This is a genomic window from Fulvivirga lutea (genome assembly GCF_017068455.1).
In the GTDB taxonomy this organism is placed as follows: Bacteria; Bacteroidota; Bacteroidia; order Cytophagales; family Cyclobacteriaceae; genus Fulvivirga; species Fulvivirga lutea.
This window is the reverse complement of the sequence record NZ_CP070608.1, coordinates 3545370-3558141: the sequence shown is the minus strand read 5'-3', so window position 1 is coordinate 3558141 and position 12772 is coordinate 3545370. Positions and strand designations below refer to the sequence as shown.

Annotated in this window: 9 protein-coding genes; 3 read left to right on the top strand and 6 right to left on the bottom strand. The window is 37.0% G+C overall.

The features are described 5' to 3' along the window. Window positions 1-38: 38 nt before the first annotated feature. The 3 genes from priA to JR347_RS15775 all read right to left on the bottom strand — a co-directional run bounded on the left by priA (window position 39) and on the right by JR347_RS15775 (window position 5589). The gene (gene priA, locus JR347_RS15785) at window positions 39-2552 is read right to left on the bottom strand and encodes a replication restart helicase PriA (RefSeq protein WP_317192606.1); all 2514 of its coding nucleotides are present in this window, start codon (window positions 2550-2552) and stop codon (window positions 39-41) included. Between the two features lie 3 nt (window positions 2553-2555). After that, window positions 2556-4655, bottom strand: a complete 2100-nt coding sequence (locus JR347_RS15780) for a thioredoxin domain-containing protein (RefSeq protein ID WP_317192605.1) — start codon at window positions 4653-4655, stop codon at window positions 2556-2558. A gap of 148 nt (window positions 4656-4803) precedes the next feature. Continuing rightward, window positions 4804-5589 carry a sterol desaturase family protein gene (locus JR347_RS15775; protein WP_235689695.1) on the bottom strand — a complete coding sequence of 262 codons (786 nt, stop codon included), beginning with the start codon at window positions 5587-5589 and terminating at the stop codon, window positions 4804-4806. A gap of 95 nt (window positions 5590-5684) precedes the next feature. Between JR347_RS15775 and JR347_RS15770 the strand changes: the two genes are divergently transcribed. Continuing rightward, complete coding sequence (locus JR347_RS15770) at window positions 5685-6308, top strand: TetR/AcrR family transcriptional regulator (protein WP_205721548.1); 624 nt, start codon at window positions 5685-5687, stop codon at window positions 6306-6308. On the opposite strand, the gene JR347_RS15765 is transcribed toward JR347_RS15770, so the two are convergent. Beyond that, window positions 6287-7267: a GSCFA domain-containing protein gene (locus tag JR347_RS15765; RefSeq protein WP_205721547.1), complete on the bottom strand. Its 981-nt coding sequence runs from the start codon at window positions 7265-7267 to the stop codon at window positions 6287-6289. The two genes, JR347_RS15770 and JR347_RS15765, sit on opposite strands and share 22 nt — an antisense overlap. Before the next feature lie 3 nt (window positions 7268-7270). After that, window positions 7271-7726, bottom strand: a complete 456-nt coding sequence (locus tag JR347_RS15760) for a MaoC family dehydratase (RefSeq protein ID WP_205721546.1) — start codon at window positions 7724-7726, stop codon at window positions 7271-7273. 123 nt (window positions 7727-7849) lie between these two features. Here JR347_RS15760 and JR347_RS15755 point away from each other — a divergent pair, with 123 nt between their 5' ends. Next, window positions 7850-8899: an NAD(P)-dependent alcohol dehydrogenase gene (locus JR347_RS15755; RefSeq protein WP_205721545.1), complete on the top strand. Its 1050-nt coding sequence runs from the start codon at window positions 7850-7852 to the stop codon at window positions 8897-8899. Between the two features lie 52 nt (window positions 8900-8951). Here JR347_RS15755 and JR347_RS15750 read toward each other — a convergent pair whose 3' ends face one another. Then, window positions 8952-9479, bottom strand: coding sequence for a hypothetical protein (locus JR347_RS15750; RefSeq protein ID WP_205721544.1), 528 nt, complete (start codon window positions 9477-9479; stop codon window positions 8952-8954). A gap of 130 nt (window positions 9480-9609) precedes the next feature. Here JR347_RS15750 and JR347_RS15745 point away from each other — a divergent pair, with 130 nt between their 5' ends. After that, window positions 9610-12759, top strand: coding sequence for a UvrD-helicase domain-containing protein (locus JR347_RS15745; protein WP_205721543.1), 3150 nt, complete (start codon window positions 9610-9612; stop codon window positions 12757-12759). Window positions 12760-12772 lie beyond the last annotated feature (13 nt).

The window sequence follows — 12772 nt, the reverse complement described above, 5'->3', positions numbered from 1 at the left end:
TTGTATTGACTTTGAACTTTAGACTTTGAATTTTTAAACTAATACGGATCAACGTCAAAAACTATTTTAGATGATTTCAGATCTTTTTCGTTAAGTATTTCATTTGAACAGTTCTGGATGATTTGTTTTACTTTATTAAGGTCAATGCTGCCTCTTTCAAGCTTTATAAGCAGTTCTACCAAATATTCATTTCTTATTTTATTAATCACCGGCTCTTGTGGGCCAAGCACCCTTTGGCTTCCAAGCTGTTCCTTTAGCAAGTTACTAAGTCTGTTAGCGGCCCTGTGCGATAGATTTTTGTCTTTATTTTTAATTCTAATACCTATTAGTCTCGTAAATGGAGGGTATCGGTGCATTTCCCTTTCTCGAATCTCTTCATCATAGAATTTTAAATAGTTGTTGCTGATGATGTCTTTTAAAATAGGTAACTCAACATTTCTGGCTTGTATAACTACTTTACCTTTTTTTTCTCTTCTGCCTGCTCTGCCGCTTACTTGTGTTGTTAATTGAAATGTTCTTTCGTACGCTCTGAAGTCAGGAAAGTGGAGCATTCTATCAATATCAAAAACACCCACTAAACTCACATGATCAAAATCCAGGCCTTTGGTCACCATTTGAGTGCCTACCAGAATGTCAATTTCCTGATTTTCAAAATCTGTGATAATACGTTCGTAACTGTTTTTGTTTCGGGTAGTATCTAAATCCATCCGCTGAATTTTAGCTTCAGGAATAAGTAGTTCCAGATCTTCTTCCAATTTTTCTGTGCCTACGCCTATGGTTTTTAACGATTTTGATCCGCAAGCTTCACACTCATTCGGCATCGGTTCGTGATAGCCACAATAATGGCAAATCAGCTGCTTTTTATATTGGTGATAGGTAAGGCTCACTGCGCAATTCGTGCATTTTGGAATGTTAGCACATTGCTCACAACTTATGTATGGTGAATAACCCCTACGATTTTGGAATATGATAGCCTGCTCCTTCTTTTCTAAAATTTCATTTAAATGATTTATCAATAAGGAAGAGAATTCGCCTTTTAAGGTTTTCTTTTTTCCTTCACGCAGCATATCGGCTATTTCAAAAGATGGAAGCTGAGCTTCGCCATATCTTCGGTTGAGCTCTATTAGTCCATATTTTTTTTCTTTAGCCTGAAAGTAAGATTCTAATGATGGTGTAGCTGACCCTAACAGAACCTTGGCATGATGCTGCTTGGCCATAAAAAGTGCCACATCTCGTGCATTGTACCGTGGTGCAGGGTCGTATTGCTTGTAAGATGATTCATGTTCTTCATCCACGATAATCATCCCTAAATTATCGAATGGTAAAAAGATAGAGGATCGAACACCAAGCACTAATTGATATCGCCCTGATAAAACACCATTCCAAACTTCAACGCGCTCATTATCAGAGAATTTCGAATGATAAATACCCACTTTATTGCCAAAAACCTTCTTTAGTCGGATAACGATTTGGGTGGTGAGAGCAATTTCAGGCAATAAGTACAGTACTTGCGATTCTGACTCCAACGCATCTTTAATCAGGCTGATGTAAATCTCTGTTTTACCACTACCTGTTATACCATGTAGTAACGCAGTGTCCTTAGTTTTAAAACTGTCAAGAATTTCATTTTTAGCATGCTGCTGGTTCTCAGTTAACTTTATTTCGGTTAATGGGGAATTATCATCTTCAAATCTGGAAATGGTTATTTCAAATTCTTCGAGAATATTATTTCTTATCAACGTTTTGAGTGATGAAGCGGATAATTCTGCTGTTTGAAGCAAACTTTTTTCAATGCCTTTACTATTCAATTCTGGCTGTTTATAAATGGGCATGTGCTGCAAATAGGCCAGCAGTAATTCTTCCTGTTTCGGTTGAGACTCAAGTTGTTTAAAAAGACTTTCCAATACCTTTTTATCCTCATATTCTGACTTTAATCGAATTCTTCTTTGCTTCTTGGGCTTGTACTTCTCTTTTATTTCTTCATAAATAATCACCGCGTCTTTTTGAACCAAAGATTTGATAATTGAAAAACTGTTTTTGATTTGAAGTGCCTTACCAATTTCACTATAAGTCAATGATTCATTTTTCTCCAGGATTTCTATGAGCAATAGTTCATTATCAGAGAAATCGAAATCAGAATCATAAAGATCAAAATCAGGGTAGAGCTGAACTCTGGATTCACTACTAAGTTTTAAACCTGAGGGAATTGCCACATTCATCACCTCTCCCAAGGTGCACATGTAGTAATCAGCAATCCATTGAAATAATTTTATTTGCGGAGGGTGAATAATGGGCTCCTGATCCAGAATATCTAATAATGATTTCGCCTCATATTTTTGGGGTGGCGTGGTGTGAATGGCGCCAATAATACCTGTCATTATTTTTCTGGAGCCAAACTGCACAATCACTCTACAACCAACCTGTAGGTAATCATTAAAATCGGCCGGACTTCTATAAGTAAACATTTTGGGAATAGGTACTGGCAGAATTACATCTACAAAGTATGTTTCCCGGCCTGTCTCAGAAGGGTTATTTAATTCTAATTGGCTCAATGCTTACTTCAATTGTTTTAAAGCTGATTCAACATCCGTAACTGGCAATTTACAAGTCTTATTATAACAAACGAAGATAGTGGTTTGTCCATTTTTCAGGCTCTTACCTTTTAGTAAAGGGAGCTCACTCTCCTGTTTGCTTCCCAATAATACTTTGTTGGGTAAGTATCGACTCGCAATATCTTCTCTAAACTTTTCTGCTTCATTACCGACAATTACAATTTCAGCGGTTTGGTAGGCAAACATAGAATTTAACGAACACCAATTGTAAGTATATGCAGGCTCTTCTACGCATAATTTTGCTACTGCAGATGCCATGGAATGGGCTCTTGATTTGTAAGTATCGTTGTCCAAGATGATTCCCAACACATAAAGGTTTCTGGCCATTTGAGAGTTTGAAGAAGGTATTACATTATCAAAAACTTCCTTCTTTCTGGCAATTAATTTTTCGGATTGGTTATCCGTAAAATGGTAGAAGTTTTCATCTGAATCATAAAAATTAGTATTTATATATTCCATGAGTATTTTAGCTTCTTGAATCCATACTTCATCAAAAGTTGATTGATATAACGCTACAAATGCATCAATCACAAAGGCATAGTCTTCCAAGTACCCGTCAATGCTGGCCTTATCATTTTTGAATGATCGAAACAGTTTGCCATCTTCTATCATAGAATTTTTAATGAATTGTCCATTACTAACGGCCAATTCCAAAAATGTGTCATCACCAAAAGCGTCATAGGCGTCACATAGACCTTTAATCGACATTCCGTTCCAGCCCGATAATACCTTATCATCCAAACCAGGTCGTACTCTTTTGCTTCTTGCTGCTAATAATAGCTCATTACCTTCATTTACAATTTGATTTAACGCTTCGATAGTAACGCCTTCTTTCTGAGCGAACTGTTCGTCACTGGCAGTCATATGCAGAATGTTGTTTCCATGCTCCCAATTGCCTGTATCTGTTACATTGTAATACTTCGAAAGCAATCCTGAATTTTTTCCTACCACATCATCAAACTCAGCCTTAGTCCAGACATAAAACTTACCTTCTACACCTTCACTGTCAGCATCAAGCGCAGAATAGAAACCTCCATTGCCTTCCGCCATTTCACGCTGCAGCCATTCTACCGTTTGTTCAACCACTTTTTTATACAAAGGTTTTTTTGTGAGTTTATAGGCATTAGAATAAAGGCTAAGCAACTGGCCATTATCGTAAAGCATTTTTTCAAAGTGTGGCACCAGCCAGTCGGCATCTACTGAGTATCGTGCAAAACCACCACTCGCTTGGTCATAAATACCACCTTTGGCTATTTCATCCAATGTGAGAATTAATTGATCGAGTGCTGCCTTATCATTGGTGTAATGATAATACTCTAGTAATAACTGCCAATTCCCGGGCATTGGAAATTTTGGTGCACGATCGAACCCCCCTCTCTTTTTGTCAAACCGTTTTAATAATTTTTGATAGAGACTGTCTACCTGTTCTTTGGAGAAACCATTTTCATTGGAGGTAAGGTTGTATTTTATCAATTCACTGGTAGAGAGTGCATCAGTTAGTTGGTCTGCGGAAGCATCTATTTCCTTTCTTTTGGTTGCGAATGCTTGTGCCACATTTTGTAAAAGTTGTGCCCAACCTTGGGGTGGAAAATAGGTGCCCCCATAAAATGGTTTTTGATCGGGTGTGAGAAAAACATTCAAGGGCCAACCACCGTTTTGTCCCATCGCCTGCACGGCATCCATATAAATTTGATCTACATCCGGCCGCTCTTCTCTATCTACTTTAATGTTAATAAAGTGCTTATTCATAAGGGCGGCAATAGAATCATTTTCAAACGACTCTCTTTCCATCACATGGCACCAATGGCATGATGAATAACCAATACTTACTAAAATTGGTTTATCTTCTGCCTTCGCTTTTTTTAATGCTTCTTCTCCCCACGGATACCATTCCACAGGATTATAGGCGTGCTGCAATAAATAAGGACTGGATGAATTTATAAGGTGATTGGCTTTGGAATTTTTACTCATAGAGGGCTCTTGTTCTTGTTTACAACCAAAAAACTGTGATAAGGTAACAAGAATGATGAGTTTTTTGATCATCAAGTAAAACTAGGAAGTATCTATTAGATAGAAGGTTAAAGTGAAATAAAATAATCTTTGGGAATTATTCTATTTCACTTTTGTATTGATCAATTTTCCAGATTTAAATGGTAAGCATCAGGTGATTGAAATATGGTTGATCTGTTATCTAATTATTACTGGTATGCGCATTAGTAATATCTTTAAACTTAAGCATATCAATAACTTTGTTTGAAGCACCAAGATAATAACCAGACTCAGCACAAAATGATTTAGGATTTTTAAAGGTTCCAAAAATCATGTCAATGATTGGTAAATCAGTATAATTATATCCGTGTATTCCTTTAGCATGATGTAAGGAATGGCTTTCAGGCCTTTGTATAATATAACCCAGCCATTGGGGCGTATTAATATTTGCGTGTTGAAATACGCCCATAAAAGTTATGCTGAGTAAAATAATAGTGATAGCTTGTGGCGATAAGCCCATCAACAATGTAAAACTTAGTGAACTTACTAATGAAAGGCCAATCATATCATTGAAGCTAAACATGAATGCACTTGGTACGTCAAGGCGTTCGGCACTGTGATGCAACTGATGCGAAACTCTGAATAGAAAGTTTGATTTATGCATCGATAAATGCCAGCCGTATTGAATTAATTCAAATAGTATAATTCCAGATATCACTTGGCTCCCAACACTCCAATGACTTAAATTAAAAAGCTGGTAAGATGCTAAATATCCATCCCAAAGAATTGGAACGTATGTTGTAAATAAGATGTAAACAAGAAAGAAGGTGAGGCCTCGTATTTTCCAATACTTAATGCTTGGTAATTCCCTCGCTGGTAGAAGCGTTTCCCATATAAAAAGTGCACCTAAAATTAAATAGACAATAAAAGATACAGGGTCCATGAGTACCTCTATTGGAGATGGTAGTTGTGAGATAATTTCATTCATAATGTTGTTATTTTATTTTAAACAGACTAGTTGGTACAAATATAAAATTATTCTTTATTGTACCAACTAGTCTGTTTAAATTTTTATATTAGTGTATGCCAAAAGATGGAACACCAACAAGGGAGAAAATTTTAGCCGAAAGCCGTGCACTGGTACTTCAAAACGGTTTTTCGGGAACAAGTATTGATCAAATTTTAGAAAAGACGGGTATTACAAAAGGAGCCTTTTTTTATCACTTTAAAAATAAGAATGTATTAGCTCAGGCACTCATAGAAGATTTTGCGAGGGAGGATAGAGAAAACAAAGCTGCTGCACTGGAGCATTCAAAACCATATATTAATAACCCAAAGGAGAGGTTGCTGGCCTTTATTCAGTTGTTTATTGATATGATGTCCGGATTAGAAGAGCCTTATCCCGGATGTCTTTACATATCCTATACGTATGAGCCAAATCAGTTTGATGAAGAAGCTAAAAAAGTCATTAAAGATATCATTCTTGAATGGCGCGAAACACTTGAAATGTTATTAAATGATGTGCATAAAACTTTGGAAGCCAAACCAACAGTGGATATTAAATCACTGGCTGATAATTTTAATGTGATTTTTGAGGGAGCCTTTGTTGTTTCCAGGGCACTGGAAGATAATGAGTTAATTGCGGATCAATTAAAGCATTACAAAAACTACATTAAATTGCTAATTCAATCTGAATTTAGAATTTGAGTCTCCAATAAGTCTACTTCGCTTGAGAAGTCAACCTCGGATGGTAAACCTTTAATCTTTTGGAGGGTGTTTTTTAAGAATTTCTGATGCTTATCGGAGTTAGGATTAAAGGGCTTGTGGTCAATGGCTCGTTTTATTTTCGCCCATTCGTTAATAAATTCTATGGTGTTTTTGTCGAAGTTGCACTCAGCAAATTTATTCCAGATATAATCAGTGGCTTCCTCCGTTGGGTGTAGCATATCGGATTTATAAAATCGGTAATCACGAAGATCATCTAATTGTATCTCGTAAGAAGGAAAGTAAGTAATATCATCATACTCTTCTTGTAATGAATGACATGCCGTCCTTAAAGCTGATTTGCTTACGCTGTTAAGCTCTAATGTATCTTTAATATGCCTCACAGGGGAAACAGTAAGCATAAATCTTAAATCAGGATTAAAGGCTTTTAATTGCATATAAGTCACTTTGAATTGATTACAGATTGCTTCATGCGAAAGCAGCTCTTTATTAAACTCTTTCGCAGGTACTTTATGACAGTTAGCAACTATCGTATTATTATCTATTCTTCTGTAAACAAAAGCCGTCCCGAATGTAATAATGATAACCTTTGCAGATTTTAAAAATTGGTGGGTTTTGGAAATACTTTCCTCTATACTTTCCTCTAAATCTCCCTGATGTAAGGATGAGAAAGAAGAATGGAAATCATAATTAGCATGTAAACCATCATTAGTTAAATATGAATCAGCCTCAGGTAAATTCTGACTGACGGCTGTATTTAGTAGTTTGAAAATACTAATCGGATTATAGACCGTTCCAAATGGATTACTAAGTACTTGAAATTTATTTTCTTCAAGCTTTTCACCTATGTTATCTGAAAAACATGACCCAATCGTTAGGATAGGAGTAGATAAAGTTATCTTATCCTTTGAAGGAGTAATATTTAGCTCAGTTCGGAACACCGTCTATTTGAAATGATAAAGGAAAATAAGGGATGCAGTAAAAGCATTTTTAGGATTATCTTTTATCTCTAAGGTTATATCTAACTGAGCCTTGGTAATTCCTCTTAAGTCAATTAGTGAGGCTAGCTGTGCTTTTAGCCTTACTTCACTATCCACTTTTACCGCCTGATTAAATTTCATTTTCTCAATACCGTAATTAATCATCATTTTGGTATTTCTAATGTCCGCAATCTGCTCCCATAAATGTGGCGTAACTGAGAGCGTAAGATACCCATGTGCTATGGTGCTACCAAATTGACTTTGCTTGGCTCTTTCAGGGTCTGTATGTATCCATTGATGGTCTAATGTAGCATCAGCAAATTTATTTATTTGCTCTTGAGTAATTTTAATGTAATTGGAAACGCCCATTTCTTTTCCAACCCACTGTTCAAATTCTTTGTGGTTATTGATAATGATCATCGACTCGTTTTTCTTGTGAAACTAATGTGTTGATCAACTTGTTACAAGTTTTTCTAAACAATTCCTTTCTAAAAGGATTACCCTTACAAGTAAATTATTCAACCTAAATTATAAAAACTAATTATGAGTTCAGTAAAAGCATTTGGTGCCGCAAGCAGTGAATCAGACCTTGCACAACTTTCTATAGATCGAAGAGATGTTCAACCCAATGATGTAAAAATCGACATATTATACTGTGGTGTGTGCCATAGCGATATACATACAGTGCATAACGATTGGGGCGGAACAAAATACCCTTCTGTTCCCGGGCATGAAATTATTGGTAGAGTTACCGAAGTTGGTAATAAGGTAAGTAACTACAAAGTAGGTGATTTAGTAGGAGTTGGTTGTTTGGTTGATAGTTGTCGCACATGTGCTTCTTGTCAGGAAGATTTAGAACAATACTGTGAAAATGGTATGGTACCTACCTACAATGGGGCGGATAAGCATCTTGGAGGTCATACATTTGGAGGTTACTCTGAGACAATTGTTGTTGACAAGGACTTTGTATTGAAAGTACCTGAGAATATAGATCCCAAGGCAGCGGCACCGTTATTATGTGCAGGAATTACCACTTGGTCGCCATTGAGGCATTGGAATGTAAAAAAAGGAGATAAAGTAGGCGTTATAGGTCTTGGCGGTTTAGGCCATATGGGAGTGAAGTTTGCCAATGCGTTAGGAGCTCGTGTAGTAATGATTACTTCCTCTGAATCAAAAAGAGAAACGGCTAAAGAGCTAGGTGCACATGATGTGTTAATTTCTAAAAATTCAGATGAGATGAAAAAACACGCAAACTCATTTGATTTTCTTTTGAATACTATTCCTGTTAAACATGATCTAAATCCTTATGTAGGGTTGTTAAAGCGCGATGCTACTATGTGCATGGTTGGGGCTATAGAGCCATTAGAACCGATGCATGGCGGATTAGTGATTCTAAAACGTAGAAATATTGCCGGCTCTTTGATTGGTGGTATTAAGGAAACCCAAGAAATGTTAGACTTCTGCGGTGAGCATAATATCGTTTGTGATATTGAAATGATCAATATGCAAGATATCAATGAGGCTTATGAGCGAGTAATGAAAGCGGATGTGAAGTACCGATTTGTGATAGACATGAAATCGTTGAAGGAATAAAAAAAGCCCCTTCTAGGGGCTTTTTCAGTTAAATATAAATATTTACAATTTCTTAAATACCTGCAGTCACATTCAGTACAAAAGTCAAAGTCACTTCAAAATTGGCAGGTACTTTGTCAACACTGGCTGACATATCAATAGTTATTTCTTCATCCGCTAAAATTTTAGCCTTTATCGCAGAAATTGCAGTTGCATCGAGTGCATCTTTTAATTCTTGAGGCTGGGCAAATGCATCAGCAACGTTAAATGAACTTATATTAACACTTACTTCAGGGTTCGTACCTACAAATGTTAATGAAGCATTCTCTATTGTAATATCACCAACTGCTGCATCGCCAGTATAACTAGTGATTTCAAATATGAAACTTTGAATGGTCACATCTTTAAGAGTAAATCCTGCTAATGATGCATCAAAGTCTCTTACAGCACTGAATTCAGTGGGACTATTTTCATCAAGATCTACCAAAATAGACTCATCAACAGTGATTGTTTCATTTTGGTCAAGAGCCTCTTTCACATCATCTTCGCTACAAGACATTGCGAATACTGCTAATAGAATAAATAATAATTTAAATTTCATTTTTCTAGATTTAATTGAATACTATTCAAATATACCCATTTTAAATGAATAGTAACCCCACCAAACTGGGTGAAGAAATTTATAGCAATTGCATTCCATGCTCGGCTGGCTTTAGGTAGATTTGAAATGTATGCAGCAACCTTTCCTTATTTATCGCTCTTCGGCCGGTTCTGGTAAAACCTATACACTTGCTAAGTCTTATTTAAAGCTGGCACTTGTCGGTAAGAATAGGTTTCGAAGAATATTGGGAGTTACCTTCACGAATAAGGCTACCGAAGAGATGAAGCAGCGCATCATCAAATTCTTAACGTTGCTAAAAGAAGGGAAGGAGCCAACACTAGCCAAAGAACTTTCAGGTGAACTAGGGATTGATGAGACTATCCTAAAACAAAGAGCCGCTGATGTGCTTTCAGAAATTCTACACAACTACAGTCGTTTTTCGGTAGTTACCATTGATAGTTTCTTTCATCAAGTGATTAGGTCATTCGCCAGAGAAATGGGTCTGCAAGGTACGTTTACAATTGATCTGGATACTGATAAAGTGATGCAGGAGGTAATTGACCGAATGTTATCTGAAATTGGTGATGAAGAACATAAAGAAATTAAAAGCTGGCTTACACAATTTGCCGAAGAGAAAGTGGAAGAGGGTACAAGCTGGGATTTCCGAAAAGATATAAGCAAACTGGCTAAAGAAGTTTTAAAGGATGACTTTAAAGGGTTCTCAGAAAAGATAAATGAAGCCGCAAATTCACCCGAACAGTTGAGTGAGATTAAGAAGCAGTTGGACCATGTACAGTTAAACTTTGAGAAAGAACTTGCTGATATTGGAAAACGGGCTTTAAATATTATTGAGGAAAACGGCCTGACCCCAGAAAGTTTCAAAGGTAGAAGTAAAAGTGTTGCCAAACTTTTCTTAAAAGTTCAGGGTCAAGATTATGGTATAACAGCTACCAATAGAAAAGCAATTGATGATATTAGCCAATGGGTTGGGAAAGCTGATGATCAGTCTTTACTACCTATGGTTGAGAATCAGCTCATGCCACTTCATAATGAAATTATTGATTATTTCGACACCAACTTCATCGAATATCAATCTGCTATTGAAGTTAAAAGATACTTCTACACTTTCGGGATTTTAAGTTATATCAATCGCTACTTGCAGATTTATAGGGATGAGAATGAAGTTATGCTCATTTCAGATTTGCCCGATTTTCTCAATAAAATCATCTCTGATAGTGATACTCCTTTCATCTATGAAAAGGTGGGCTCTCGATTCGATCACTATTTGATTGATGAATTTCAAGATACTTCTTCGTATCAGTGGAATAACTTCAAACCATTGGTAAAGAACGCTACCGATCAGGGACAGTTCTGCATGGTGGTGGGTGATGCCAAGCAATCAATCTACCGTTTTCGTGGTGGTGATTGGAAGCTATTACAACATCAGGTGAAGTATGACATTGGTGAGGTGATGACCAATGAGCAGAACCTGGATACCAACTGGCGTAGCTCAGCAAATATCATTGATTTCAATAACGACATATTCGAGCGACTAAAGCCATTGATGCAAAAGAATTATATCACGAATGCATCTCAGGAGATTGATCAGCTTATGAATGAAGTGTTGTCCAGTTTCAATGAATCGTTCCAAAAACTTCCTGCTCATAAGCCAAAAGATCATGGTCTGGTGGAATTGAGCTTTTTGGAATTAGAAAAGGATACTGAGGAGAAGTACAGAGACTTGGCCATTGAATATACCATTTCAAAAGTAGAGCAACTTCAGCAAGCGGGCTATGCATTGAGAGATATTGCCATCCTTACCCGAACTTCCAGAGAAGGAAAGGATGTTGCCAGGGCTTTTATAGAACGCAGTAATTCCGAATTAGCCAAGCCCCATCTGAAATACGATGTGGTGAGTAAAGAGGCATTGTTTCTTACTGCAAGTCACGTGGTGCAATTTATTATTTCAGTGATCAAATGGCTGCATGATGAAAAGAATGCCATTGAATTAGCGCACTGGTACAGTACCTACCAGAAATATGTGGTGGGTAATCATGAGAATGAAAGCGAGCTTTATTTGCAGCTTGCAAACTGGGATAAAAATGTGCCTGATGAGTTTGTCAAGAACAGGCATCAGCTTAAATCACTGCCACTATATGAATTGGTAGAAGAACTTTGCAGAATCTTCAGCTTGTCGAAGATCAAGGAGGAGTATACCTACCTACAAGGATTTCAGGATGCCGTATTGGAGTACAGCAAAAATGAACGTGGTGATATTGCCTCGTTTTTAGTATGGTGGGAGGATATTCGAAAAACACGCTCAATCATTATTTCTGATGATAACAATGCTGCTAAAATTCTAACCATTCATAAATCGAAAGGACTGGAATTTCCCGTGGTAATCATTCCATTTTTGAATTGGTCGCTTGATGTTCAGAATTATAGTATCGATAATATACTTTGGTGCGAGTCGGTAGATAAGGCTCCTTTCAATCAAATGCCGATGGTTCCTTTGAAGTATACTTCGGCCTTAGAAAAGACCTATTGGGCTAATGATTACCATAGAGAAAAGCTGAAAAATCTGTTAGATAACTTGAACATCCTCTATGTAGCGATGACTCGTCCGGAGGTTGCGCTCTATATGGCAAGTCCATTACCCACAAAGGACGCGCTTAACAAGATCAATGACCTGATGCTGAAATTAATTAAATCGGAATCAGGGTGGAATGAAGAAAATAATACCTATACCCTTGGTAAACTTCCTGCTCCTATCAAAAAGGAAATAACCAACGCTGAGGTTCAGCTGAATGATTATACCTCACACAACTGGCGTAGTAAAGTGCATTTGCAGATGCGTGACGCAGCTGCTCAAAAAGAGGATCAGTTTGATGATGCCAAAGCTTTTGGCATCAAAATGCACGATATGCTAAGTCAGATTCATTATGAAAATGATCTCAAAAAGTTTGAGAATAATGATCACGCAGCCGATTTAGCAAAGACAGTTCAAACACTATCAGACTATTTCAGCGAAAGCTGGCAAGTAAAAACCGAAGTCCCTGTGCTACTTCCCAATGGAGAGCAAAGACGCATCGATCGAATGAATACTAATGAGAAGGAGGTAGTGCTGATTGATTATAAAACAGGAACACCAAGAGATAAAGATAAATCACAAATGAAAGAATATATGTGGATCATCGGGCAGATGGTGGCATTACCGGTAAGAGGTATGTTGCTGTACCTGGAAGATCAGCATATTATAAATGTGGAGGATGGTAGTTGACAATAAACAATTA

Excerpts from the sequence above, each read along its gene's own strand:
- JR347_RS15745 (WP_205721543.1), top strand. The coding sequence starts at position 9,610 with ATGCAGCAACCTTTCCTTATTTATCGCTCTTCGGCCGGTTCTGGTAAA.
- JR347_RS15780 (WP_317192605.1), bottom strand. The coding sequence starts at position 4,655 with ATGATCAAAAAACTCATCATTCTTGTTACCTTATCACAGTTTTTTGGT.
- JR347_RS15770 (WP_205721548.1), top strand. The coding sequence starts at position 5,685 with ATGCCAAAAGATGGAACACCAACAAGGGAGAAAATTTTAGCCGAAAGC.
- JR347_RS15775 (WP_235689695.1), bottom strand. The coding sequence starts at position 5,589 with ATGAATGAAATTATCTCACAACTACCATCTCCAATAGAGGTACTCATG.
- JR347_RS15750 (WP_205721544.1), bottom strand. The coding sequence starts at position 9,479 with ATGAAATTTAAATTATTATTTATTCTATTAGCAGTATTCGCAATGTCT.
- JR347_RS15755 (WP_205721545.1), top strand. The coding sequence starts at position 7,850 with ATGAGTTCAGTAAAAGCATTTGGTGCCGCAAGCAGTGAATCAGACCTT.
- JR347_RS15760 (WP_205721546.1), bottom strand. The coding sequence starts at position 7,726 with ATGATCATTATCAATAACCACAAAGAATTTGAACAGTGGGTTGGAAAA.